The 26,087-nt window shown below is 41.0% G+C and carries 28 protein-coding genes; 20 read left to right on the forward strand and 8 right to left on the reverse strand.

Annotated elements, in window-relative coordinates; translation table 11 throughout:
- Positions 1-363 precede the first annotated feature (363 nt).
- Positions 364-1,275 (reverse strand): RluA family pseudouridine synthase, encoded by a 912-nt coding sequence (locus AC3WLU_RS07740; RefSeq protein WP_328109528.1) that lies wholly within the window; start codon positions 1,273-1,275, stop codon positions 364-366.
- A 232-nt stretch (positions 1,276-1,507) separates the two neighbouring features.
- Here AC3WLU_RS07740 and AC3WLU_RS07745 point away from each other — a divergent pair, with 232 nt between their 5' ends.
- Positions 1,508-1,915 carry a DUF5365 family protein gene (locus AC3WLU_RS07745; RefSeq protein ID WP_057275650.1) on the forward strand — a complete coding sequence of 136 codons (408 nt, stop codon included), beginning with the start codon at positions 1,508-1,510 and terminating at the stop codon, positions 1,913-1,915.
- Positions 1,916-1,982: 67 nt separating this feature from the next.
- Here the strand turns inward: AC3WLU_RS07745 and AC3WLU_RS07750 are convergent, their stop codons facing one another.
- Both AC3WLU_RS07750 and AC3WLU_RS07755 read right to left on the reverse strand, forming a co-directional pair.
- Entirely contained in the window at positions 1,983-2,453 is a 471-nt protein-coding gene (locus AC3WLU_RS07750; RefSeq protein WP_057275651.1) for a thioredoxin family protein, read from the reverse strand.
- A 124-nt stretch (positions 2,454-2,577) separates the two neighbouring features.
- Positions 2,578-2,877 carry a disulfide oxidoreductase gene (locus AC3WLU_RS07755; protein WP_222620111.1) on the reverse strand — a complete coding sequence of 100 codons (300 nt, stop codon included), beginning with the start codon at positions 2,875-2,877 and terminating at the stop codon, positions 2,578-2,580.
- A 190-nt stretch (positions 2,878-3,067) separates the two neighbouring features.
- Here AC3WLU_RS07755 and AC3WLU_RS07760 point away from each other — a divergent pair, with 190 nt between their 5' ends.
- The 3 genes from AC3WLU_RS07760 (at position 3,068) to AC3WLU_RS07770 (ending at position 7,185) form a co-directional block, all read left to right on the forward strand.
- Positions 3,068-4,615, forward strand: coding sequence for a carbon-nitrogen hydrolase family protein (locus tag AC3WLU_RS07760; RefSeq protein WP_063577224.1), 1,548 nt, complete (start codon positions 3,068-3,070; stop codon positions 4,613-4,615).
- 155 nt (positions 4,616-4,770) lie between these two features.
- Positions 4,771-6,501, forward strand: a complete 1,731-nt coding sequence (locus AC3WLU_RS07765) for a phospho-sugar mutase (RefSeq protein WP_492597073.1) — start codon at positions 4,771-4,773, stop codon at positions 6,499-6,501.
- A gap of 156 nt (positions 6,502-6,657) precedes the next feature.
- Positions 6,658-7,185, forward strand: coding sequence for an NADPH-dependent FMN reductase (locus tag AC3WLU_RS07770; protein ID WP_057275653.1), 528 nt, complete (start codon positions 6,658-6,660; stop codon positions 7,183-7,185).
- A 130-nt stretch (positions 7,186-7,315) separates the two neighbouring features.
- Here AC3WLU_RS07770 and AC3WLU_RS07775 read toward each other — a convergent pair whose 3' ends face one another.
- Positions 7,316-7,558: a YhdB family protein gene (locus AC3WLU_RS07775; RefSeq protein ID WP_048689737.1), complete on the reverse strand. Its 243-nt coding sequence runs from the start codon at positions 7,556-7,558 to the stop codon at positions 7,316-7,318.
- A 132-nt stretch (positions 7,559-7,690) separates the two neighbouring features.
- Between AC3WLU_RS07775 and AC3WLU_RS07780 the strand changes: the two genes are divergently transcribed.
- The 12 genes from AC3WLU_RS07780 (at position 7,691) to arsC (ending at position 20,011) form a co-directional block, all read left to right on the forward strand.
- Complete coding sequence (locus AC3WLU_RS07780) at positions 7,691-8,659, forward strand: M14 family zinc carboxypeptidase (RefSeq protein ID WP_492597074.1); 969 nt, start codon at positions 7,691-7,693, stop codon at positions 8,657-8,659.
- 49 nt (positions 8,660-8,708) lie between these two features.
- The gene (locus AC3WLU_RS07785; RefSeq protein ID WP_034315058.1) at positions 8,709-9,029 is read left to right on the forward strand and encodes a DUF3889 domain-containing protein; all 321 of its coding nucleotides are present in this window, start codon (positions 8,709-8,711) and stop codon (positions 9,027-9,029) included.
- A gap of 231 nt (positions 9,030-9,260) precedes the next feature.
- A complete protein-coding gene (locus AC3WLU_RS07790) occupies positions 9,261-10,142 on the forward strand; it encodes a radical SAM/SPASM domain-containing protein (RefSeq protein ID WP_034315057.1) in 882 nt (293 codons plus the stop codon).
- 584 nt (positions 10,143-10,726) lie between these two features.
- A complete protein-coding gene (locus AC3WLU_RS07795) occupies positions 10,727-11,569 on the forward strand; it encodes a MurR/RpiR family transcriptional regulator (protein ID WP_413002280.1) in 843 nt (280 codons plus the stop codon).
- A 64-nt stretch (positions 11,570-11,633) separates the two neighbouring features.
- Positions 11,634-12,782, forward strand: a complete 1,149-nt coding sequence (locus tag AC3WLU_RS07800; RefSeq protein WP_492597129.1) for a M20 peptidase aminoacylase family protein — start codon at positions 11,634-11,636, stop codon at positions 12,780-12,782.
- Positions 12,775-13,569 (forward strand): GNAT family N-acetyltransferase, encoded by a 795-nt coding sequence (locus AC3WLU_RS07805; protein WP_400450914.1) that lies wholly within the window; start codon positions 12,775-12,777, stop codon positions 13,567-13,569. Before AC3WLU_RS07800 ends, AC3WLU_RS07805 begins: the two co-directional genes overlap by 8 nt.
- Before the next feature lie 13 nt (positions 13,570-13,582).
- Entirely contained in the window at positions 13,583-14,695 is a 1,113-nt protein-coding gene (gene menC, locus AC3WLU_RS07810; RefSeq protein WP_063577219.1) for an o-succinylbenzoate synthase, read from the forward strand.
- Positions 14,696-14,825: 130 nt separating this feature from the next.
- Positions 14,826-15,905 (forward strand): YkvI family membrane protein, encoded by a 1,080-nt coding sequence (locus AC3WLU_RS07815; RefSeq protein WP_057275660.1) that lies wholly within the window; start codon positions 14,826-14,828, stop codon positions 15,903-15,905.
- 163 nt (positions 15,906-16,068) lie between these two features.
- On the forward strand, positions 16,069-17,484 hold the full coding sequence (locus AC3WLU_RS07820) for a SpoVR family protein (protein ID WP_063577218.1): 1,416 nt from the start codon (positions 16,069-16,071) through the stop codon (positions 17,482-17,484).
- Positions 17,485-17,901: 417 nt separating this feature from the next.
- The gene (locus AC3WLU_RS07825) at positions 17,902-18,243 is read left to right on the forward strand and encodes an ArsR/SmtB family transcription factor (RefSeq protein WP_057275669.1); all 342 of its coding nucleotides are present in this window, start codon (positions 17,902-17,904) and stop codon (positions 18,241-18,243) included.
- Positions 18,244-18,260: 17 nt separating this feature from the next.
- Positions 18,261-19,559 (forward strand): arsenic transporter, encoded by a 1,299-nt coding sequence (locus AC3WLU_RS07830; protein WP_430755578.1) that lies wholly within the window; start codon positions 18,261-18,263, stop codon positions 19,557-19,559.
- A 32-nt stretch (positions 19,560-19,591) separates the two neighbouring features.
- Complete coding sequence (gene arsC, locus AC3WLU_RS07835; protein WP_492597075.1) at positions 19,592-20,011, forward strand: arsenate reductase (thioredoxin); 420 nt, start codon at positions 19,592-19,594, stop codon at positions 20,009-20,011.
- Between the two features lie 82 nt (positions 20,012-20,093).
- On the opposite strand, the gene AC3WLU_RS07840 is transcribed toward arsC, so the two are convergent.
- Positions 20,094-20,870 carry a SurA N-terminal domain-containing protein gene (locus AC3WLU_RS07840; protein WP_095678231.1) on the reverse strand — a complete coding sequence of 259 codons (777 nt, stop codon included), beginning with the start codon at positions 20,868-20,870 and terminating at the stop codon, positions 20,094-20,096.
- 493 nt (positions 20,871-21,363) lie between these two features.
- On the opposite strand from AC3WLU_RS07840, the gene AC3WLU_RS07845 reads away from it, so the two are divergent.
- A complete protein-coding gene (locus tag AC3WLU_RS07845; RefSeq protein ID WP_492597076.1) occupies positions 21,364-21,546 on the forward strand; it encodes a hypothetical protein in 183 nt (60 codons plus the stop codon).
- Between the two features lie 37 nt (positions 21,547-21,583).
- On the forward strand, positions 21,584-21,730 hold the full coding sequence (locus AC3WLU_RS07850; RefSeq protein WP_413002266.1) for an HD domain-containing phosphohydrolase: 147 nt from the start codon (positions 21,584-21,586) through the stop codon (positions 21,728-21,730).
- 329 nt (positions 21,731-22,059) lie between these two features.
- Here AC3WLU_RS07850 and AC3WLU_RS07855 read toward each other — a convergent pair whose 3' ends face one another.
- The 3 genes from AC3WLU_RS07855 to AC3WLU_RS07865 are packed head-to-tail and all read right to left on the reverse strand — an operon-like array spanning position 22,060 to position 24,596.
- Entirely contained in the window at positions 22,060-22,614 is a 555-nt protein-coding gene (locus AC3WLU_RS07855) for a TVP38/TMEM64 family protein (RefSeq protein WP_492597077.1), read from the reverse strand.
- A gap of 1 nt (position 22,615) precedes the next feature.
- Positions 22,616-23,293 (reverse strand): response regulator transcription factor, encoded by a 678-nt coding sequence (locus AC3WLU_RS07860; protein ID WP_278089284.1) that lies wholly within the window; start codon positions 23,291-23,293, stop codon positions 22,616-22,618.
- The gene (locus AC3WLU_RS07865; RefSeq protein WP_487373398.1) at positions 23,271-24,596 is read right to left on the reverse strand and encodes a HAMP domain-containing sensor histidine kinase; all 1,326 of its coding nucleotides are present in this window, start codon (positions 24,594-24,596) and stop codon (positions 23,271-23,273) included. Before AC3WLU_RS07865 ends, AC3WLU_RS07860 begins: the two co-directional genes overlap by 23 nt.
- A 640-nt stretch (positions 24,597-25,236) precedes the next feature.
- On the opposite strand from AC3WLU_RS07865, the gene AC3WLU_RS07870 reads away from it, so the two are divergent.
- Both AC3WLU_RS07870 and chrS read left to right on the forward strand, forming a co-directional pair.
- On the forward strand, positions 25,237-25,575 hold the full coding sequence (locus tag AC3WLU_RS07870) for a hypothetical protein (RefSeq protein WP_413002260.1): 339 nt from the start codon (positions 25,237-25,239) through the stop codon (positions 25,573-25,575).
- A 25-nt stretch (positions 25,576-25,600) separates the two neighbouring features.
- Positions 25,601-26,077: a chromate efflux transcriptional regulator ChrS gene (gene chrS, locus AC3WLU_RS07875; protein WP_063577209.1), complete on the forward strand. Its 477-nt coding sequence runs from the start codon at positions 25,601-25,603 to the stop codon at positions 26,075-26,077.
- Positions 26,078-26,087 lie beyond the last annotated feature (10 nt).

Raw genomic sequence — 26,087 nt, forward strand, 5'->3', positions numbered from 1 at the left:
TGCGGTGTCTCCCCTGGACACGTATTCCCGCAGGAGTCTCGTACCTTACGCTCCAATCAACTTTGTTTTACCTTTTAGAAAGAGTTTCATTTGACTACAAACTCGATAATAATTGATTTTTCCTACAGTATTTTTGAGTGTTTATAGAATTGAAATGTTGATTACCTCTCCGGGCACTCGCTTTCCGCGGGCGGTCAGGGAAGCCTCCTCGGCGCTTTGCGCCTGCGGTGTCTCCCCTGGACACGTATTCCCGCAGGAGTCTCGTACCATACGCTTCAATCCACTTTGTTTTGAAATTTAGCTAGACCTCTTTTGGACAAGCTCGAACACCGTCCGAAATGGCACGGTGTTTTTTATTTCTGTTTAAATGTTGAGATCGAATATTTCAGGTCTATCAATGAAAGGAGCTTCAACGATCATTTTTTCTTCTGAAATGGGATGGATGAATTCGATTTTCCTTGCATGCAGGGCTTGACGTGGAAATGTCTTTTTTCCGCCATACAATGTATCTCCGGCCAAGGGATGGTTCAAATGACTGAAATGCACCCTGATCTGGTGGGTTCGGCCGCTTTCCAGGGTGCAGCTGACGAGGGTCAAGTTTTTCTTGGAATCACGGTTAAGCACCCGATAATGGGTGACTGCCGTCTGGCCAGTAGGGGAAACCCTTCGTCTAGTGGCATGGTGGCGGTCACGTCCAATTTTTTCTTTAATTTCTCCTTCATCCTTTTTAATGTTTCCTTCGACTAAAGCTAGGTAAGTCCGCTTGATTTCCCTTTCTTCCAACATTCTATCCAGCATGGACCCAATGAGGCGGTTTTTGGCAAAAAGGACCGCACCGGTGGTATCTTTATCAAGCCTATGAATATGCTTGATCATACAGGTCTGGCTGGTTTTTTGAAGATGGTGTGCGACTCCATTTAGGAGGGAGTGTGCGTCACCCGGTTGAGAAGGGTGGGTTTCCATTCCAGCCGGCTTATTGGCTATCAACAACACATCATCTTCATATAAGATGGTAATTCCTAAGTCTGCGGCTTGAACTGTTTCATTTTCAGCGTGATCCAATAAGGGGATGCTGATCGTATCTCCTTCATTGAGGATAGTTGACCAGGTGACGTAATTCCCGTTCATTGACACTTCTTTACTCATCCTCCATTCATGCACTAATTTTTTCGGGGCCTTCCATCGCTCCCTGAAAAGCTTTTCCAATGTTAATCCATTCCAACTTTGGAGAACATCAATTATTAAATGTTGGTTAGTTATTTTGAAATTTTCCAATTTAACTCCTACTTTCGACTCGTTTGGTTGTGCTTGAATGAAAAAAATCTATAATAATTATGGATATGGTATAAAAAAGTAACCTTGGGCCTATTGCTAAGATTTTCAGTGGTGGAAATTACCACATATTTTTTACAATATTTATGTTATTCTATGGGGAAAGAAATCCCTTGTCCTAGAATATACATATAATAGATAGGTCTAACGGATCTGAAAAAAGGTGGTTTTTTTAGTGAAGACGGTCTTTTCTTCAACGGAAGAACAAGAGCAAGAAATAGCGAGTCTCGTGTCTCGTTTCTACGAATCTGTATTTCCAAAGTACTTTACGGAAAGTGAAATCCTTCATTTTCGTGAGATTGGCGTTTTAGAGCCCAATCAAAGTTCTGTTACTTACTTGGCAACATTAAGAGACGCATTTCAAGTAATGACATGTCTTCAAGTCCTTATGTCGATATTAGACAAACAAAAGAGGGTGATGGAACCTAAGTCTGAAGAATTGTTCCAACATAACATCACTCTATTGAATGAATGCGGAATATTCTTCCCCTTTTATTATGACCATTTTTCAAGTATAAACCTTGAAGCGAATAATGAAATGCAGATGATGGACATCCAGGTGGCGAATCAATATTTAGTATAAGGCAAAAAAAATGAGCCGGCTATAACGGGAGAAGCATTTCCGTTAGGGCCGGCTCATTTTTTCATCCTTAATTAATATCGTGGTCCTCGAACCATTTCTCGAACGTTACTTCATCTTTAAATCCGACGATTCGTTCTTGTTCTTTGCCATTTTTATAATGAACGATGGTAGGAGTCTTTTTGATGCCATAGTCGCTCCATCCTTGTTCAAACTCCAAAAGATTGAATTGAACAAGATCAATACCCAATTTCTCTGCCAAAGGTGCCACGACTGGTGTGGTTTTTTGACTGATTGAGTTCGTAGGACTATAGAAATAAACGGTCACGTCTTTACTATCTTGGAGGTCCTGCTCCAACTCTACAGGAAGAATCAAATTTTGATAATTGGGGTCATCCAGCTGATCGACAGTAGCGGGTTTAAGCTTATCCTTGCCGTATGGATTTCCTTTTGATTTTTCTTCTTTTTTCAAGTTTGTAAAAACGCCCAGCAGGACAAAAAGGGCGACGATTATCACTAAAAATATAGCCATTTTCTTCATTAAGCTGCAACCTCCTTGGATCTTGTCCATACGATGTAAAAATAATGACGAATGCAGTCAAGGCTAGAACGTGATGGTGATGAAACCAATACGTTTATATATTGTCCTGTACCTGGAACCCTTCTCATGCAAGGGTGTGGTCGGGAAAGAATGAATCCTTTTTTATCAAGTAATGGTACGTGGAAATGAATGCACCGATAGCGGACGATATCATGGTATAAAAACTGATCCAATAATCTTTTCGAATGATTGCAATTCCTGATATGACCGTAAAGGGATACATGATGATCCGCTGATACCAACAGAGTGCACAAGGTTCGTATTGCTTAATTTCAGAAAAATATAAGCTTCCAAACATCGCAATGATGGAAGCAGCCCAGGCTGCAAATAATAAGTTTTCCACACTGCGTTTTGTATTGTTCATGGTTCCTCTTCCCCATCTCTTTTTACTCTCATGAAAAGTATAGTATGTAAGGACCGCGTCTGTAAAATATATATTCTTTTAACGGACATTCAGAATGTTATTATTTGAAATCAATGGGTAGGTTCGGTTGTTTTAATTTTTGAATAAGGGGTATAATTCTTATGGAAGAGATTAAAGGAGTCTGAGGAAAATGCCTAATTTGGACCTGCATAAATATGAAAAAATAATGGAAATACGTAATACGAGGCTAGGAGACATAGATGAAATAATTGCTTTGCAGTCGAGTTGCTTTCCGGGAATGGTTCCCTGGAAGCGAGATCAGCTTGAGAGCCATCTGGCAATTTTTCCAGAAGGGCAGTTTGTGGCTGAATATGATGGAAAAGTGATTGGTTCATGTTCCAGCCTCATTATTAATTTTGACGAATATGATGACCGCCATACATGGGATGATGTAACCGATAATGGGTACATCACGAATCATAATCCTGACGGTTATAATTTATATGGAATCGAGGTCATGGTCCATCCTGAGTTCCGCAGGATGAAAATTGGTCAAAGACTATATGATTCAAGGAAAGAACTTGTTGCCCACTTGAATTTAAAAAGCATCATTATCGGGGGCAGGATTCCCAATTACCATAAACATGCGGAGGAACTCTTACCAAGGGAGTATGTAAAAGAAGTTCAATTGCACAAAATATATGATCCGGTTCTTTCGTTCCAGCTTTTAAATGGGTTCACGCTTATGAGGATCAATCCGAATTATTTGCCGGACGATCTGCAATCCAATAAGTATGCTACGCTCATGGAGTGGAATAACGTTGATTATCAGCCGAAAACAAAACGTTATTATAAAACATCGGAACCGGTACGGATTTGCGTCGTGCAATACATGCTGCGTAAAATCGATTCATTCGATGACTTCGCTAACCAAGTCGAGTATTTCACCGACGTTGCTTCGGATGCCAATGCGGATTTCGCCGTGTTCCCGGAATTGTTCACAACCCAGCTGATGTCTTTCTTGAATGAAAGATCACCAAGCTTGGCTGTCAGGAAACTGTCGGATTTCACGGAGCAGTACATTGAATTGTTTACGACTTTAGCTGTAAGGTATAACGTCAATATCATCGGCGGTTCCCATTTCGTTAAAGAAGATGATGATAATATCTATAATATCGCTTATTTATTCCGTCGCGATGGAACGATTGAAAAGCAATATAAAATTCATATTACACCGAATGAAAGAAAATGGTGGGGTATTAACGCAGGTGACCGCGTTCGTGTCTTTGATACGGATTGTGGTAAGATCGCCATACAAATTTGTTATGATATTGAGTTCCCGGAACTCGCCCGGATTGCTACCGACATGGGAGCCAAAATCATATTCACTCCATTTTGTACAGAAGACAGGCAAGGCTACCTGCGAGTTCGCTATTGTGCCCAGGCACGTGCCGTGGAAAACCAAATTTATACCGTCATTTCCGGAACGGTTGGAAATCTCCCGCAAACGGAAAATATGGATATCCAATATGCCCAATCGGGAATCTTCTCTCCTTCGGATTTCGAATTTGCACGTGACGGCATAGTCGGGGAAACCAGCCCGAACCTTGAGATGGTCCTGATTGGCGATGTCGATTTGGAGATCTTAAGGCGGGAGCGTCAGTCCGGTACTGTAAAGCAATTGAAAGATCGCCGTCATGATATTTACCATCTGCATTACAAAGATGGCGGGAAATAAATAGGAAAAAACAGCTCGTGATGTGAAGAACACTGGATTAGGTTCTTTTCATTACGAGCCTTTACTTCATTTATTGGAATAAATATGATAATTTTGTATATGTAAGGCAGATACATAATAATTACAAATAAGGCGTTTGGGAGGAGATGTTGGAGATGGATTGGAAATCTTTATACACTACTTGGGCAGGGTACCAGAATTTAAATGGGGAATTACGTGTCCTCCTTGAGGAAATGCAGCAGGATGAAGCACAACTCGAAGATGCCTTTTATAAAAATTTAGAGTTTGGCACAGGCGGAATGCGTGGGGAAATCGGAGCGGGAACGAACCGGATGAATCTTTATACTGTAAGGAAGGCAACGGTTGGGTTGGCTCAATATATCTCTTCGTTTGGGGAAGAAGCAAAAGGAAGAGGGGCTGTGATTGCTTATGATTCGAGACATAAGTCCCCGGAATTTGCACTCGAAGCGGCTAAGACCTTGGCTACATTTGGGGTGAAGGCTTATTTATTCGATGAATTGCGTCCAACTCCAGAATTGTCATTTGCGGTTCGCGAGCTGAATGCTTTTGCTGGAATCGTCATCACGGCGAGCCACAATCCGCCTGAATATAATGGTTACAAGGTTTATGGGTCAGATGGGGCACAATTGCCGCCGGAAGCAGCGGATCAGGTGATCAGCTATGTGAATGCCATTGAAAGTGAGCTTGAAATTCAGGTTGAAGAAGCTGAAGTCCTTAAAGGGCAGGGCCTCATCGAAATGATAGGGGAGGAATTGGACGCTGCCTATAATCGTGAGCTGCTGACGGTTCCCGAGAACCCGCAGCTTGCCGAGGAAATAGATGTGTCAATCGTCTTTACGCCGCTTCATGGAACGGCAAATAAATCCGTCAGGCGGGCACTGCAAAGCTTAGGGTATCAAAATTTGCATATCGTTAAGGAGCAGGAATTGCCGGATCCGGATTTTTCGACAGTTCAGTCTCCGAATCCAGAGGAACCAGCTGCATTTGAAATGGCCATTGAGCTTGGAAACAAGGTGGAGGCAGACTTATTGATAGCAACGGACCCAGATGCCGATCGGCTTGGAATTGCCGTTAAAAACGAGATGGGTCAATATGTTGTCCTGACTGGAAATCAAACAGGTGCACTTTTCCTGGACTATTTACTGTCCCAGAAAAAAGAGAAAGGAAAGATTCCCCAAAATGGAGTCGTCTTAAAAACCATCGTCACTTCGGAAATCGGTCGGACGATTGCCGAGTCATATGGCTTGAAGACGGTTGATGTACTTACCGGGTTTAAGTTCATCGCCGAGAAAATAAATCAGTATCATGAAAGCGGGGAAAGTAGCTTCTTGTTCGGATATGAAGAAAGCTACGGTTATCTGATTAAAGACTTTGCACGTGACAAGGATGCCATTCAAGCTGCAGTGCTTGCTGTCGAGGTCTGTGCCCATTATAAAAAGCAGGGATTGACACTATATGAAGGGTTGCTGAATGTGTTTGAAAAGTACGGCTTTTACTTGGAAGGTTTGCGTTCATTGACTTTAAAGGGCATTGAGGGAGCGAAACAGATTCAAGGAATATTGAATCAATTCCGTCAAAATCCTCCTTCCCGAATAGCTGGCATTCCGGTAGCCATTGAAGAAGATTACCAAAGCAGCAAGAAGCGGATATTACTTTCAAATGATGAAGAATTGATCGAGCTTCCGAAATCAAATGTATTAAAGTATTTTCTTGAGGATGGTACATGGGTTTGCCTGCGTCCTTCAGGCACCGAACCGAAAATTAAATTCTATTTCGGTGTCCAAGGCAAATCAATGCAAGAAGCTGAGTCCAAGTTATCGGGAGTCATGGAAGATTTCATGAGCAAGATTGAAGCATTGGTTTAAATGTATGAAAGCTAAACGAAAGACTTCTTCGGTCTTTCGTTTTTTTTGATTTTTAGTTGAATGAAAAATCAAAATTCTAGGAAATTCCGTTTCGGTTTTGGTATACTGTATTGGCGACTGATCTCGGAAACATCGGGAATAATGGAGGTTTAATTCATGAAATTAGTAATCATTAATGGTTCACCACGTAAACAAGGGCGTACAGGGATTGCTTCACGCTACATATCCAAGAAATACGGAGCGGAACTTATTGATTTAAGCAATAGCGAAATCCCTTTATATTCAGGTGAAGGTGAGCAATATCAATTGGAAGTGATTCAAGGGCTCCGGAAAAGCATCGAGGAAGCTGATGGCGTAATTCTTACCACCCCGGAATATCATGGTTCCATGAGCGGAGCCTTGAAAAATGCCTTGGATTTTTTAAGCAGTGAACAATTCACGCATAAACCTGTCGCCCTATTGGCTGTCTCCGGGGGAGGAAAAGGCGGGATCAATGCCTTGAATTCCATGAGGACAGTGGGTCGAAGCCTTTATGCAAATGTGATCGCCAAACAATTGGTTCTGGATCCGCATTGCTTCGATTACGAAAATGATGGTTTATTTGAAGAGTCTGCGGTACTTGTTGAAGGTATGATCGAAGAGCTTAAAATGTATTCAACTGCATATGCTACAATGAAAAAGTGATGAAATGAGGGTCAGGTATTCAATACCTGACCCTTCCTTGTTTTTATAGGGTTTCACCAGCCAAAGTTATATCCCCGATAATTAATCCTCTTGTATAAATTTTCCCGATTTGCAAAAACTATAGTTGATTTTAGCTTGGAAGTTCACTTAAATAATCACTTGTTTTTTCTGCCGCATGATCCAGATAACGAAGCAGTGCATACAGCTGGGATTGAACGATTTGATAATCATGCTCAAACCTGTAAGCGTGCAAGAAATGTTCTATTTTTTTCGAAAGAAAGTGATCTTTCGTCCGAACCATCAATACTAACAAGCTGTCCCAATCAGAACGGTGTGTGTGAAACAATGCCTGATCATAATCCGCAATCCTCATGTTCTTCTCCCCCTTAATAAGGAGCTATTTGTATTTTGTTCAGATCTGACAGAACATTTCCTTACAATAAGTGGCGATGTATTTGGACCGCGGTTGTTGCTTTTTACCTGAATAAAAATAAAAGGTGAGTACATGAGAAAAATAATGGTAATTGGAATATTAGTGCTTCTTTTTTTCCCTGAACCATCGCTGGCAGCAGAAGTGTATTCCCCTGAACAGAAGGAAATGGATTTGCAAGGAATCCAAAAGCAGTATGAATTGGACGTTCGAATAATCGGACAAACTGAAAAGGGGAAAAATATAAAGGCAGTCAAGTTAGGGAAAGGAAAAAAATCGATTTTGCTGGTGGGATCACATCATGGACGGGAATGGCTCAGTTCCATACTTTTAATGCGTATGCTTGAAGAGTATGCAGCCGCCTATCGAGCGGGCAAACCTATTGGAGAATTTCCGTCGGAATCATTGGATGAAGTGAGCATCTGGTTCATCCCGATGCTTAATCCAGATGGCGTGAGCATCCAGCAAGGAGATTTATCCAATTTAAATGTTCTTGAAAAGGCAGCAGTATGGAAAATGAACCGATATAGCAGGAATTGGTCCAGGTGGAAAGCCAACGCTAAAGGCATTGATTTGAATAGGCAATATCCGGCTGGATGGAAAGAAGTAATGAGTCATGAAACAAAACCGACGTATCAATTTTATAAAGGCCGACAACCACTGGAAGCAGCCGAAGTAAAAGCACTTACGGATTTCACGAAGGAGATCGATCCACTTATTGCTGTTTCCTATCATACCTCAGGAAGGGAAATCTTTTGGCATTACAAAAATAAACGGAAAAATATGGTGAGGGATTATGGGATTGCCAAAAAGACTGCCGAAATGACGGGGTATGAACTGACCTTTCCGGAGAAAGAAGCGGTAGGAAGCGGATTTACTGATTGGTTCATAACTGAATTCAGCCGACCGGGAATGACGATCGAACTTAGTTATTTAGTGGATGAAACCAATCCGCCGTTGACTGTGTTTCCTGAGGAATGGAAGAGGAATCGATTAGTTGGCATCATGCTTGTAAAAGAAGCGGAGCAGCTGCATAACAACTGAACATTTTTACATAATAATACTAAGCGGAAAGTATGAGGAGGAAAAGATTTTGAAAAAAGTCATCGTGATGCTAATGGGGATTTTTTTAATCATACAAGCAGGATCCATTTCAGCACAGGCCCAAAAACCCGATTACGAAAAATACGGAAAGATTGCGATTACGGTAGTGCAGGCAGATTATCCTGAAGTTGAGATTACTGACTACGAATATAAAGGCAGAAAAACTGTAGCGAAAAATCTCGTCGAAGACGATTTCAGATTTTTGGTCGAAGATAAAGGTCAGGACTTCAATGTCATCGTGACCGTACAACATGATTTGAAAAATGAAAAATTACTTAGTTTGAAGGTTACGGAGCAAAAAGGAAAGTGAGATCAGGACAAAAACCGAAATTCCAGGTAGGCATCTTACCGAACATCTTCACCTCGAGAAGATGTTTTTTTCTGATTTCTTTTAAAAGTAGTCCGGAAAAGGGGGATATCGGATTCGTTGTTATTCCAATACGGTCAGCTGCCATGAAGTTTTCATTGCATTTATGGGCAGCTAACCAGTATAGTTAGAATCAGATTGAAACAATAAGCTTGATTGTAGGGGTATTAGAAAATGAGAAAGTTTAAGAAAGTTTATGTGGAAATTACGAATATATGTAATTTGAAGTGTAATTTTTGCCCAAGTTCCAGCTTGCAAAGGACCCTTAAATTCATGGATCCCGAAGGGTTTACGGATGTTATCAAGAAAATCAAACCACACACCGATCATATTTATTTTCATCTGATGGGTGAACCGTTTTTAAATAAAAATTTGGGTACATTCCTGGATATCAGTGCTGAAAATGACCTGAAGGTTAATATTACAACGAACGGTACTTTGATTCAAAAGGTCAAAGACAAGCTGCTCTCCAAAAAAGCCCTCCGGCAGGTGAATATTTCACTTCATAGCTTTGAGGCAAACGATACGACCAATAGTCTTGACTCTTATGTCAGTAATATTGCCGATTTTATAAATGAAGCAAATGAAAAAAGTGAAGTGATCTGTGCCATTCGTTTATGGAATATGGATACGGCTGAATTAAAAGCGAGTAATGGCCTGAACGATGATATTCTGAGCATGCTGGAGGAGAAGCTTTCATTGGACATTCGCTTAAGTGAAGCTCTTCAGCAAAAGAATAATATTAAGTTAAGGGACCGGGTTTATATAAACATGGCCGAAAAATTCGAGTGGCCGGAATTGGACCGTGACATTATCGATGAAAATATTTTCTGCTATGCTCTTAGAGATCAGTTAGGTATCTTGGTGGATGGTACAGTCGTACCTTGTTGTTTGGATAGTGAAGGGAAAATACCGCTTGGAAATATATTCGAAACATCACTTGAAGACATTTTAAATGGTGAACGGGCTAAAAATATGTATGATGGTTTCTCAAGAAGATGTGCAGTTGAAGAATTATGTAAACGATGTGGCTACGCAAAGCGTCATAAAAAATAAAATTACGGAGTTCATTTCGTGGTTTCAGACTGTAGACAAACTTGATGAAAAATCAGTTTGCCTGCAGTTGTTTTATTTAAAAGTGCAGTTGATTTCAGAAATCCGCTCCCTTTCCGCCGACTGTCTGCCAAGCCTCCTCAGCGCAAGCGCTTGTGGGGTCTCGGCTAGCCAGTAATTCGGCAGGAGTGTCACAAATTTCTTCAATCCAATGAGAATTACAGTAAAAAACCATCCTCACTATTCGGTTCGAACCCCATTTTGTCGCCAAACCTCAGGCATGGAGTCCATCTCCATGCCTGAAGTTTTATATTTAAAAGGTTCAGAAACCCGCTCCCTTTCCGCCGACTGAAAACCATCCTCGTACTCCGAACCCCATCTTATTTCACCAAACTGAAACCATGGAGTCCATCTCTGTTTTTTTTGTGCTTGAAGGACATTGCCACCATCTTGTTGTAAAAATTCAGAATATTATTGTTTTATTAAAAGTCCCGTGATAAAATACTCACTATTATTAATGAAGTTTATACTTCATATTGTCATATAAAAAGTATTGGATTCATATCTTGCTTCAGAGGGGATGTTTTATGGATTTACAGCAAAAAGTTAAAGAAGTATTCCCTGGTTTATCTACTGGTCAAAAAAAGGTAGCAAAATACTTGTTGGTGCATTCACATACATTTGCAGTCACTTCAGCTCAAAAGCTCGGAAAAGACATTGGGGTGAGTGAAACGACCATCATCCGCTTTTGCTATTCATTGGGGTTAAGCGGATATGCAGAGCTTCAAAACCTTATTCGAAATCAGTTGATATACGAGAGCAGCAGTTTGAATGAATACCATTCTTCAAAACTTGAAGCCGCGAGTCAGCCAAACTTCATGGCTCAGGTGATGGGGCAGGATATCATCAGCATCGAAAAGACCATGAAAAATTTATCAACCGAAAATTTCGCCAAAACAGTCGATAAATTGGCGGCAGCTGACAATGTTTTGATTTCCGGACACCGTTTATCATTTTCGGCAGCACATTGGTTAACCTTTACACTTAGGCTTGTTAGGGAAGAGGTTCATTTATATCGGCCTGATACTGATGATATATTTTTAATGTTGAATAAAATGACTGAAAATTCCGTTTTTGTAGCCATTTCATTTCACCGCTATGTTAAAGAGACTGTGAAAATAACCGAAATGGCTAAAAAAGCGGGTGCATTTGTAATTGGGGTTACGGATTCCGAACTGGCTCCGATTGCGGAATACACTGACATTTTATTGCCCATTTCAACACCAAGGACATCCACGATCGATACGGCACCAGTGTTATTCTCTTTATTGAATAGTTTAGTCGCTGGTGTAACGATTAAGGATGAACAAGGGTTCAAAGAAAGAAAAGCTATATATGATGGGTTCAATCAAGACGATTATTTCTTTTGAGATTAAACATCCATCAGTTGGTGAACATGCCCAATAAACCGGTAAGGGGGAGACAGAAATGGATATCACACAAACTATCGAAAAATTAAGACCGCGTATACTCGATATTTTTGACCATTTACACGCAAATCCAGAAACGAGTTGGAATGAGGTGAATACGACAGCTTTCATTTCAAGTATTTTAACGGGGAATCAGTGTACGGTGAAAACCTTCGAGGACTGTACAGGTGTGGTAGGCGAAATCGGGGATGGGGATTTCACGGTCGGATTACGATCGGATATCGATGCACTTTGGCAGGAGGTGCAAGGGACGTTTCAAGCCAATCATTCCTGTGGACACGATGGTCATATGACCTTGGCATTGGGAGTATTCCTTGTATTGAAGGAAATGGGCTTTCGTCCAAGAGGCAAGCTGAAATTCATTTTCCAACCTGCTGAAGAAAAAGGTACGGGCGCCTTGAAGATGATTGAAGAAAAAGTATTGGATAATGTCGATTTCCTTTATGGAGTGCACCTAAGACCGGTTGAGGAAGTGAAAGATGGGCAAGCGGCGCCAGCCATTGTGCATGGAGCCGCTCAGTTCATTAAAGGTGAAATAGCGGGAACTGATGCGCATGGGGCAAGACCGCATCAAGGGCAGAATGCCATCGAGATAGGAGCGGCATTCATCACTTTGTTAAATGGAATCCATCTCAATCCGTCCATCCCTTATTCCGTAAAAATGACGCAGTTTTTTGCTGGCGGCGAAAGTTCCAATATCATCCCAGGGAGAGCCACTTTTTCATTGGATTTACGGGCACAGGATAATGCAGTGATGAATGAGCTCACCAAAAAGGTGGAAAAGGTTGCAGAATCTTTGGCCATTGTCCATGGAGTCGAAGTGAAACTCGAACCGGGAACCTGTGTTGCTGCAGCAACCGTGAACGATCAAGCCCAGGAAATAATGTCTGAAGCGATAGCCGATACGCTTGGAGAAGAAAATTTGGTAGCGCCTGTCATTACAACAGGCGGAGAGGATTTTCACTTTTATACGTTGAAAAGACCTGAACTCAAAGCGACGATGCTTGGATTGGGCTGTGATTTGGCACCAGGGCTCCATCATCCGAACATGACATTCAATAAAGAAGCTTTGTTATCGGGAATTGAAATCCTGGCCAAAGCCATCATACTCACTTTTGAGAAATATGGAGGGGAGGGCAACTTACATGACTGAAGAATTTATCATAAAATCCCTATCCGGACTAGAGGATCTACAAGAAGTGCAGCGGCTGGAAGCCCTTGTATGGGGCATGGATTGCGTTCCCATCCATCAGACGATTACGGCTGTCAAAAACGGCGGGCTTGTATTAGGCGGCTATATCAATGGCCAGTTAGTCGGGTTTCAATACAGTTTCCCGGGATTCAAGGACGGAAGGGGATATCTTTGTTCACATATGTTAGCCATCCATCCGGCCCATCAAAAGAAGGGCTACGGCAGATTACTTAAACTTGCACAAAAAGAAGAAGCACTTAAAAAGGGCTACGACTTGATCACATGGACATATGATCCATTGGAAAGTGTGAATGCAAACTTGAATATTGGTAAGCTAAAAGCTGTTTGCTCTACATATATGGAAGATTGTTATGGAAATATGAAGGATACCCTCAATGAAGGACTTTCCACTGATCGATTCATGGTGGAATGGAATATACGGCAGGAAGCAAAGGAAGAGACTCCGCTTCTTGACAAAGCCATACACATCGTAACGACAGGAATGAATGACCAAGGCTTTCCTTACATCAAGGATTATCATTTCGAAACCAATGCCGAGGTGATCGCCATCCCCATTCCGACGGATATTCAACAAATCAAAAAATCTGATCTTCGCCTTGCGATTGATTGGCGGTTAAAAACCGGTGAATTATTCAAAGTTCTTTTTGCCAAAGGATATGTTGCAGCCGGGATTGAACGGGAACAAGGTGAAAACATTCAAAACTATTTATTAAAAAAACGAGAATAAGAGGGGAATCGGGATGAAAATAACGGAAGTGCGTTTACGTCATTTAAATATGGATTTGGTAGCTCCCTTTACAACAAGCTTTGGAACGTTTTTGGATAAGGAGTTCATTCTTGTGGAAGTGAAAAATGGAGAGGGACTTTCAGGCTGGGCTGAATCTGTGGCATTTTCAGCACCTTGGTATAACGAAGAAACGATAAAAACCAATTGGACCATGCTGGAGGATTTCCTGATTCCGCTTGTATTGGATAAAGAAATAGAGCATCCTCGTGATGTATCGGATATGTTCTCGCATATCCGTAAAAATAATATGGCAAAATCGGCTATCGAGGGAGCCATCTGGGATTTATACGCAAAAGAAAAGAATATCCCTTTAAGTATGGCTTTAGGCGGGGAGCTGGAAAAAATCGATGTTGGGATCAGTATCGGCATCCAAAAAACGGTACCTGAATTACTGGCAAAGATAGAAGCTGGATTGAAGGATGGATATAAAAGAATCAAAATGAAAATTCAACCAGGTTGGGATGTAGACGTAATCAAGGAAGTGCGCAATCGATATCCCGATATCCCGATCATGGCAGATGCAAACTCCGCTTACCGGCTGAAAGACATTGAATTACTCAAACAACTTGATCAATTTGATTTAATGATGATCGAGCAGCCTTTGTCATCGGATGATATTGTCGATCATGCCACATTACAAGCGGAAATCAAAACACCGATTTGCTTGGATGAAAGTATACATTCCGTCGAAGATGCTAGAAAAGCCCTTGAATTGGGAAGCTGTAAAATCATTAATATTAAGATTGGCAGGGTTGGCGGTTTAACGGAAGCAATGAAAATACATGAATTATGTAAAGAAAGGAATGTACCGGTTTGGTGCGGTGGCATGTTGGAATCTGGTGTGGGTCGTGCCCATAATATCGCATTGACAACACTTGATAACTTCACGATGCCTGGTGATACGGCAGCATCCGCGAATTATTGGCATAAAGACATCATCCAACCAGAGGTTACAGTGAATGATGGGGTCATAACCGTTCCAAAAGCGGCAGGCATTGGCTATGAAGTCGATTACACAGCGGTCGATGAATTCACTTCCTATAGTAAAAGATATACAAATAAATAAGAGTTGGAATTAAAGGACCTTCCGGCATCATGGGCAATTGCCCCTGATGCCGGAAGGATAATGAAGAAAGGAAAGATATTCTCATAACTTTAATTGTCAGAATAATCATATAATTAGGGTGGTATTTGATATGAAAAACAGTATAAATCTTGCGGGAGCATATATTGGAATCATCATTGGAGCAGGTTTTGCTTCAGGACAAGAAGTGTTACAGTTCTTCACGAGTTTTGGAATCTACAGTGTATTGGGAATTGTGGTGGCGACAGTTTTATTCGCGTTTTTGGGCATGCAAGTTACCCAGTTGGGGAGCACTCTCCAGACACGTTCCCATAAAAGCATCATCGATCATATTTGCGGCCGCTTTATAGGCAGGGTGGTCGATATTATCATCACGTTTTTCTTGTTTGGCGTTACGGTCATCATGATTGCCGGCTCCGGAACGATTTTTGAGGAACAATTCGGGATTCCAAGCATGGTCGGTGCAATCGTCATGACGGTGCTCACGATTGGTACGCTTTTACTTAATGTTAATAAAATAATGTCCATCATTAGTGCCGTCACACCGTTTTTATTCGTTATCATGATCATTATTTCAGGTTATTCATTTTTCACATCCAATCTAAGTTTCAATCAAATCATTTCATCTTCAAGTAAAGGAACGGCTGCTACCGGAAATTGGTTGATGGGTTCATTACTTTATGTTTCATATAATATGACTGCCGGAATTGCCATGCTGGCCGTAATGGGCGGGACCTTCAAGAATAAGAAACAGGCTGGAATGGGAGGAATCCTGGGGGGTATCGGATTGGGGATCCTGTTATTTTTGATCAATTTGGGGATGATGTCCGACTTGAAGGGCATAGAAGGCTCTGGTATGCCTACCCTTCATTTAGCGAATCAGATTTCTCCATGGTTGGGATATATCCTATCAATCATCCTTTTAGGAATGATTTATAATACAGCTGTCGGGATGCTGTATGCATTCACCGCCAGGCTGGTGCCTGCGGAAACGAAACGATTTAAATTATCCGTGATTATAGTCGGGATTCTCGCCTTCCTTGCAAGTTTCGTTGGCTTTATTAAATTGGTTGGGACGGTATACCCAATCACAGGATACTTAGGTTTTGTCATCATTGCAGCGCTCATCATTTCCTGGATCCGTTCAAAAATGAAAAAAGAGGCTGTGAATCCGGAATTAGCAAAATTTTAATATTAAAGGGATTGAGTGCAGAACTGCATGAAACATTTGGCCTGACATCTTCTTCATGGAGGTGTTTTTTTTCTGTTATCGAGGACCTTTACTCATGATCACGGCATTTTTCCTCCTTTTTTTCATACATTAGTTTAAAGGCGGAAGACAAGGGGGATATCGGATGAATGAAGCGGAGCAAAAGGCTCTGGAATATGCCATTAGTGAAATTACAGAAATAGCAACGGGGTTCGGGTTGGATTTTTACCCGATGCGCTATGAAATTTGCCCTTCAGAAATCATTTATACATTTGGTGCCTACGGGATGCCGACCCGTTTTTCTCATTGGAGCTTTGGAAAGCAATTTCATAAAATGAAGCTGCAGTACGACTTTGGATTAAGTAAAATCTATGAACTGGTCATTAACTCTGATCCTTGTTACGCTTTTCTGCTGGACTCCAATTCACTTGTACAAAATAAATTGATTGTTGCCCACGTTTTGGCGCATTGTGACTTCTTTAAGAATAATGTACGTTTCAATAATACCAAGAGGGATATGGTAGAAAGTATGTCGGCAACGGCAGAAAGAATCCGTGAATATGAAATCCTTCATGGCAAAAAGGAAGTGGAAACCTTCCTGGATGCACTTTTAGCCATTGAAGAACATATCGATCCGTCGCTGATGAGACCGAAGCTTGCCTGGACGATGGAAGATGAGGAAGAAGAAGAGGAAATAAAACCGACAGCCACACAATACGATGATTTATGGAATCTTGATAATAAGGATAAACCGCAGAAATCCAACATTAAAAAAAGAAAGAAATTCCCGCCAAGGCCAGAAAAGGATATTATGCTTTTCATAGAACAGTACAGCAGGGATTTAACCGATTGGCAGCGGGATATCATGACGATGATCAGGGAAGAGATGCTGTATTTCTGGCCGCAGCTGGAAACGAAAATCATGAACGAAGGCTGGGCATCCTACTGGCATCAGCGCATTATCCGTGAATTGGATCTATCCTCAGGGGAAGCCATTGAATTCGCGAAACTGAACGCAGGTGTCGTGCAGCCTTCACGGACCAGCATCAATCCTTATTATCTTGGATTGAAAGTGCTTGAAGATATTGAAGAACGCTATGATAATCCGACCGAAGAAATGATCAGGCTCGGCGTCAAGCCAGGATCTGGCCGGGAAAAGATGTTCGAGGTCAGGGAAATCGAATCGGATATTTCCTTTCTCCGCAATTATTTGACGAAGGACCTGGTCATGCGGGAGGATATGTACCTATTCCAAAAGCAGGGCAAGGATTATAAAATCGTCGATAAGGCATGGGAACATGTTCGTGATCAACTCGTGAGCATGAGGGTTAACGGAGGTTTCCCTTATATCACAGTTAACGATGGGGACTTCATGCGTAATGGGGAACTTTATCTAAAACATTGGTATGAAGATATTGAGCTAGATCTGAAATATCTCGAAAAAGTCATGCCATATATCCATCAGCTTTGGGGCCGCTCCGTGCATATGGAATCAGTCATAGAAGGAAAAGAAGTCCTGTTTTCCTATGATGGAAAAGGCATTCACCGTAAATATTTATAAAGCTGAAAACTGCCGGTCATTCGGCAGTTTTTTTGTTTTTGTCTCATAAAGATTTACGGAAGAGCTCCTATATTCTTACTGCAACTGCCTGAAACAGGAGTTTGCAGTGTGAATCTTGCATCTAATTGCTGCGATTCTGATATTCCTGCAACTGAAACAAACGATCGTTCTTGCTGTGGCAGCCCCGTTCTAGCGAGATTGGAAATGAAAAATAATTCCTGTTGTGAATGAAACAGAAAGACCAGTCTGAAACAGGCTGGTCTATTATAATTTCTTTGAAGTGCTGAATATTAAAGTAAGGAAATTATATGGTTGAATATTTATTGGTTGATTAAATAAGAATATGCTTATACAATGATGTTTGATAATTACATAAGCATATACTTATTTAATTTAGGCCAGGAGGGATGAAAGGCAATGAATGGGGCGTTGGATATAGAAACCACGGCAAACATTCTTAAATTATTAGGCGATAAAACCCGTTTGACCATGATTAAGATCATGTCTGAGCATGAATGCTGTGTCTGTGAATTTGTGGATCTATTCGAGATGAGCCAGCCGGCTATAAGCCAACATTTACGAAAGTTGAAAGATAGCGGAATTGTGAATGAAGCGAGAAGGGGACAATGGATATTCTACTCGTTAAACCAATCATCCTCGTATTACTCATTTATTCAAACGGTCATCAAGGACTTGCCGAGTCAAAACTTTAAATTAGAAGAATTAACAGCACAAGGAAAACGGATTTGTTGTGACTAACGAGGAGGAGAACATCAGTGGGTACAGTTATATTAGCTAGTATCATCTTTTTGCTGACGTTGACATTCGTCATCTGGCAACCCAAGGGATTGTCAATCGGCTGGTCAGCATGCGGGGGGGCGGTACTTGCCTTACTATTTGGGGTTGTTGACTTCAACGATGTAATTACTGTAACAGGTATTGTATGGAACGCGACGTTGGCGTTCATTGCTATTATCATTATTTCTTTGATTTTAGATGAAATTGGTTTCTTTGAATGGGCAGCCCTGCATATGGCTAGAACGGCTAAGGGAAATGGAGTAAGGATGTTTGTGTATGTGAGCATTCTCGGTGCTCTAGTCGCTGCGTTCTTTGCAAATGACGGAGCCGCACTCATTTTAACTCCGATTGTATTGGCGATGGTTCGAAACTTGAAGTTAGAAGAGAGAATGATCTTCCCATTTATCATCGCGAGTGGGTTTATTGCAGACACTACATCCTTACCGCTTGTGGTAAGTAATCTGGTCAACATTGTTTCTGCTGACTTTTTTGATATCGGGTTTATTGAGTTCGCATCTAGAATGATCGTTCCCAACCTGTTTTCATTAGCAGCAAGCATCCTGGTATTATATTTGTACTTCAGAAAGAGCATTCCGAAGAATTATGATATGGCTCAATTGAAGAAGCCAGTCGATGCCATTCGGGATGTGAAAATGTTTCGCCTGTCTGGGATTGTTTTAGGCATTCTGTTGGTAGGCTACTTTATCAGTGAATTTTTGAACATTCCTGTATCCATCATTGCAGGTGTTATCGCCATATTCTTCTTGTTTATGGCAAGACGAAGTCCAGCTGTAAATACCAAGACCGTTGTAAAGGGCGCACCATGGGCGATTGTGTTTTTCTCCATTGGAATGTATGTCGTGGTGTATGGATTGAGAAACGTTGGATTGACGAACATTTTAGCTGACCTTATACAAGTGACGGCTGATCAAGGATTATTCGCTGCTACTGTCGGGATGGGCTTCATAGCAGCCATTCTTTCATCGCTTATGAATAACATGCCTACGGTCATGATAGACGCTCTTGCCATTTCCGACACCCATACAACTGGAGCAATCAGGGAGGCACTTATTTATGCAAATGTCATCGGTTCGGACTTGGGCCCGAAAATTACACCGATTGGTTCTTTGGCTACGTTATTGTGGCTGCATGTCCTTTCATTAAAAGGCGTGAAAATCTCATGGGGAACTTACTTTAAAACGGGAATCATCTTAACCATCCCAACATTGTTCATCACATTGGCCGGCTTATATATATGGCTGCAAATTATTCATTAAACCTTACTTTACAAACAAAGGAGAGAAACCGCATGGCTAAGAAAACGCTATACTTTTTATGCACTGGTAATTCTTGCAGAAGCCAAATGGCAGAAGCATGGGGGAAGAAATATTTAGGTGACGAATGGCAAGTGCTTAGTGCAGGAATCGAGGCCCATGGGTTAAATCCCAAAGCAGTGAAAGCAATGAATGATGTTGGATTGGACATCTCCAATCAAACATCGGATATCATTGACCCGGATATATTGAATAATGCTGATTTTGTCGTTACATTATGTGGCGATGCGGCTGACAAATGTCCTATGACACCACCGCATGTTAAACGTGAACATTGGGGCTTTGATGACCCGGCAAAAGCGGAAGGAACAGATGAAGAGAAATGGGCAACCTTCCAACGTGTTCGAGATGAAATAGGTGAAAGAATTGCTCGTTTCTCTAGAACTGGTGAATAAATAATTGAAAATGCGTGGATGTTAGCATGCGGACCAAAGACCATAAAGAAAGAGCTGCCAAATTCGGCAGCTCTTTTCATCATTAAATCTTAATATCGACCTTAGCATTTTTCTGAAGTTCTTCGACATGCTTCACAAGCTTTTCTTGTTTCTTTTGCTGCTCTAGTTGTTCCTTGATTTGCGGCTTCATTTCTTCGAGTTTCTGTACCTTCTGTCCGCTTGTTTTAGCTTGCTCCGCAACCTGGTCGTAATACTTTTGGATTTCTTCATCAGTTGCTTCTTCTACTTTAATCTCTTTTTCAACGTACTTCGTATATGGGATGTTCTCTGCGATCTGGGCATTCAGCATTTCCGAATTCAGACCTGCTTGTTTCAATGCCGCCTTGAATTTCTCTTCACTCTCATATTGCTTCTTGATTTCGGCAAGTTGCTTTTCAATTTCAGCCTTGGAAGCTGTGTAGCCCTTTTTATCAGCTGCTTGAAGCAGCAATTTTTGCCCCACTAAAGAGTTGAGCGTTTGCTCTTTAATTTGTTTGGCGCCCTCCTTGGATGTTGGGTCTTGTCCGAATTGCTGCATCTGCATTTGTGTGGTGGATAACACGGTATTATATTCCGCACCTGAAATTTTTTCGTCATTGACGATGGCTACCGTTTTCTTTTCATCCACCTTTTGCTTGTCCAGTTTCTTCTTCATTTCTTCCATCTGTTTTTGCTGTTCCTCAGTTGCTTTAGCCGTTTCTTTCTCAGTTGTTTTAGTCTCTTTCTCGTCATTTTTCTTATCAGCTTCATCGTTCGAACCACAAGCCGTTAGAACAACTGCCAATAATCCAATGATGATTGGGTACAATAGTTTCTTCATATTTCAGTCTCCTCTCGAATTCAATGCTAAAAAATCATCTAATGCGCATTATAAAGGAATTTCCCATTAAAACACAATAAATTCATTCTTTTTTTCCAGAAAACAGGAAGATAGTATAGGCATCATCTCATTATATAAGTGTAACATTCGCGGAAATGAACCCATTTACCCTTCGTCATGCAAAATGCTTAAAGGAATCCTGTTACAGTCAGAAACTAATCCATCTCTTACTCACAAAACGATGCTTAGTAACTATTGTATATAAAACTTGTATGGTATTATATACCTTATCATCCGGATATAGTTCATTTAACCTATCTTTCAAATCATGAACGGAGTGAGCCATGACAATGAGAAAAGTGACTAAGAGACAGAGTTGGAAATCCAGCAGATTATTGGAGGTATAGATTTTGAAAGGGAAATCAAGGCTGTCATGCGAATTGGCAGGGTATTCCAGGAATAGCATCATTGGGTTCAAAGTGAAGCGCATTTATTGAGAGTTCAAAACCTGACCGAGCAGCTTGTTATCGTTCATAATCGAAGATGCCAGCTGGAACTATCTAAAAGCTATATAAATCATATCGTCCATTCAAGTATTCTGCCTGATATCAGGAAAGCGGAGATTCCTGAAGGGATTTTATACAAACCTGGCCCGTTATCCCCATATGAACGATAAATCATCCGAGATGCATCCGTTAATGGGATCCAATATTTTGAATAACATTTCAAGGGAAATAAACAATGATGTGATCAGCAGCCTGGAAGTGGCTGAAACCATCATCCCCCATCATCATGAAAAATGGGATAGAACGGGATATCCCCACCGTTTGAAAGGGGAGGAAATCCCATTGGAAGCTTGAATCGTAGCCATTGTGGATGTGTTTGATGCATTGACCAGCAGAAGGCCGTATAAAGACTCCTGGTCAGTGGAGCGGGCATTATCTTTCATAAACGAACAAAAAGGAAGGCATTTCGACCCATCCTTCGTGATGTCTTTCTTTTGCCATTTTGATGAAAAGGCGGCGCAGAAAAAAGGCTGGATAACATTCGCAGCACAGGGATATAGTAAATTGCGAACTCGTCGCCTTCTGAACCCTTGGAGATAAAGGATTAACGATTTGAAAAAAATAAGGAGTTTATAAAATGGTAAATGAATCGCTTCAATTTACCAAAAAAATAGTGAAGCTCTTTACTCCCTTCCTTTTTTCTTATTTCTATTAAGATAATAAACGACTGAGATTACGAGAATCAACAGTATCAAAACAATCTTTAAATCGTCGGATGCCTTCAATACCTGTGTTACCGAATAGGCCTCGACAAGGAGGGCAGGCAGTTTTCCGATGGATGTCGCGAGGAAGAAAATCATCATTCCCGTCTTGCTTAATGCAGCTGTAAGGTTGATTGTGCCGGATGGTATAAAGGGAAGGAGCCTAAGCATCAGTATCATCCAAAATGCATGAAACCCTTGCGACTTTTGCAGCTTCTTGACCCACCGGTTCTTCATGAACTTGGGTTTGAGTGTTTGAAAGCCTTTACGATATAACCAAAAGCTGACCACTGCACCGGCAATTTCCCCTATGTAAGAAAGGATCAATCCCTTTTCAAATCCAAATACGCTGATATTGGCGGCCGTGATGAATACACTTGGAATAAAACCAAGCACGCTGATCAATATATTGAATACTAAACTTACAGCAATGGAGAAAGGGCCGCTGGATAGTAATGCCTCTGAAATGAAATTCATATCAAACCACAGTACTCCATTTATACCCGATGCCCCAGACCGTTTTCAAATGTTGATCTGCTGGAAAACCGGCATGACGCAATTTCTCTCTAATATTTCGAATATGGGAATCGATTGTCCGATCTTCGGTATCCGTTTTAAATCCCCATATGGTCGAAAGCAGGTGGTCTCTGGAATACACTTGATCTGGGGATTTTAAAAACAAGCACAGCAGTGAGAACTCTTTCGGTGTAAATGGAATTGTGTTGGTATCATAATGTGCTTCATAAGCGGATTCATTTAATTTTAGCCCCCTAAAGGTCAAAGAATCATCCTGAGTATGCACCCGCCGCGTCACTGCTTCGATTCTGGCAAGTAAAACATCTTCATGAAAGGGTTTCGTAATATAATCATCTGCACCCTTTTTCAACCCTTTCACCATATCTTGTGCAGCATCCCGCGCGGTGAGCATGATTATGGGAATGCTGGAGAACGCACGGATCCTTTCGCACGTTTCCCACCCATCCATCTCAGGCATCATTACATCAAGAAGTACTATGTCCGCATGTTCATGCGCTAAGAACTGTAAGGCTTCATGTCCAGATTTCATCTTCAGGCATGTATATCCGTGAGGTTTAATGTATAGCTCTAATAGATCAAGCATTCTCTGTTCATCATCAACCAGAACTACTGTCTTCATTTGTTATCTCCTTAAATGTGATAGTGAAGCACGTTCCTTGCTCCATGTTGCTTTTAACCGAAATGGTTCCACCTTGTATCTCCACTAATTGCTTGACGATGGATAGCCCCAATCCGAATCCGCCGGTATCTCTGGCGCGTGATTTCTCGACACGATATAAACGATCAAAGATATGGGGGACATCTTCAGGTGGAATGCCAACCCCTTGGTCGATTATGGAGATGGAAATCCAGCCATTGCATTCAGTGGCTTTGATGGTGGTGACTGTATATTCGTTCGAGTACTTTAGCGCATTATCCAACAGGTTAAGAATGACCTGCTCAAACCGTGAGGGATCTATAGCTATAAATAAATCGTCCTTGCATTCCAGATTCAATTGAATTCTTTCATTTGCAAAAGCCGGTAACACTTTTTCATGAATGTTTTGCAGGAATGAAGAGAGCTGGACGATTTCTTTTGATATGGTGAATGTATTTACATCCATTCTAGCCATATTGAATAGTTCGTCCAATAATTTGTTTAATCGTTCGGATTCATCATGGATGATCTCTAAGTATCTTGTTCGTTCGGATGCATCCAAATCTTTCCGGCGGGTTATATCAGCGTATCCCTTGATATAAGTTAGCGGCGTGCGCAGTTCATGGGAGATACTTGCCAAAAATTCATTGCGTTCCTTCTTTAAATAGTTCAATTCATTAGCCAAGCTTTGAATGGATTGGGCAAGCTCCCCGAGTTCATCATTAGATCGTACCGGCACAGCCACTGAAAAATTCCCTTTGCTGAGTTTGGTTGTCGCTTCCTTCATCGAAATAAGCGGTCTAGTCAAAGCTTTTGATAGAAAATAGATGGTGATAAGCATGAATAAAAGGAGCAATGCAGTCGCAAAAAGGAAATGCCTATTAAGTTGTGCGATTAAATCCTCAACATCTCTAGTATCTTTGAACATATAAACATAGCCTTTTTTTTCTTTATCACTGATAAATGGAGTGACGGTGGCTATATATCTTTCATCCTTCCAACTTGATTGGAGGATCATACCTTTTCGGGGTACTTGGGATATGTTTTTTGCCAAGATTTTGTTCATTCCCCCATTTACCTTTGCGGAAGATATCAGAATATCTCCTCTTGTATTAGTAATCACGACATCTGTATCGGTATGGTATTCCATCAGGCCGATATGCTTAAGGGTAGAGTCGGAATACGTGATTTCCAACACATCACGATGACTATTGCCACGGGCCTTCAGTGATTCCAATTCTTGATTGATACGGGAATGGATCACTTTATTATGCAAGTAAATCATGGAGACGGTTTCCATCAAAAAAATGCAAATAAATATAGATAGTCCGAGTTTAAAGGAGATTTTCAGGATTATTCACCTTCTTTATGAATAAAGTCAGTTTAGCGAAAAAGTATGAAGAAAGTATGCAGATTTTTTCAATTTCTTCGCATCTATTAAACAACGATAATCCGAATGATGACTTGTTGCAAGAGAGGCAATAGGTTAATGGGCCAAAACTGTCATTTTTTTAAGTCCTGTGTAGGGGGGAATCAGGTAGTATTTAGCAACTCCTCTCAAAACATATACGTAGGATTGCTATGCGGCAACCGTGGAAAAACATAATTTTCACGCGAAACCATTAAACATAACACTTTTCGAAGTTGTTACTAATTATTCATATAGAACTTATTTTAAGTACACCTCTAACGTGAAATGGACCGTTTCTTTATTTAGTTTATACAAAATATTTTGTATTAAGGAAACATTTTGTCGTCAATGAATACTATGTAAAAAAGGAGCTGATCCATATGAATTGTACAAACCGTACGCAGAAAAAAATAATGGCATATTCCGCATTATTCAAAAAAATGGGCATTCTTAATGATGAGGAATATAAAAATATCGCAAAGACCTTTCAATCAAAGGATTGAGGAAGTGTCCCTTGGATATTCATAAACTTTTATCCTGCAGTATACGGTCTGTAAAACCCCCCCTTTCAATCTTAGAAAAGGAGGGGGACTGCAGACTATTAGGATATCAAGGAGGTGTGGGCGATGTTGTCAATTTGCCCGGTTCTAAGTCTATCGATCTTTTTGGCGGCTGCACCCAGCTGGTTGAATTGATGCACCTTAAGTTTGAAAATTACATAAACGATGGACATTTCTTGGCAAGTAGGAGGGCGTTCATTGAAAAGGGATACGAAAAAATTTCTTGCGTTGTTATGCGATGTGAAAAGGAAGATTGTTGTGATCCGATGGTGTTCTCTGCGATAATGGAGTAAAGAAATTGAAAAGGAGTTACGTAAGATGGCGGAGGACTTTAAGATTCCCAGCTTGAAAGTTGATGAGATCGATAAGAAAATCATATCGGTTTTACATGAGGATGCACGAATTTCATATACCGAATTAGCGAAGAAAGTGGAGCTTTCCAGAGTTGCGGTTCAGATGAGGATTAATCATCTAGTTGAAAACGGTGTGATCGAGAGGTTCACTGCGGTCATAAATCCAGCTAAGGTCGGCATCCATGTTTCGGCATTCTTTAACGTGGAGGTTGAGCCAAAATATCTGGAATCGGTCGCGCAGCAATTAGAAAGTGAACCGGCTGTTACGAGTTTATATCATATGACCGGTCCGAGTAAACTCCATATGCACGGAATCTTTACTGATAATCAAGAGATGGAACGCTTTCTTAATGAGAAACTGTATGCGGTCGTCGGTGTTGTCAGCGTTGATTGCCAAATTCTCATTAAACGTTATAAAAGCCGGATGGGCATGAAGCTTTAATAAAAAAATC

Source organism: Peribacillus sp. FW305-BF15 (assembly GCF_058783805.1).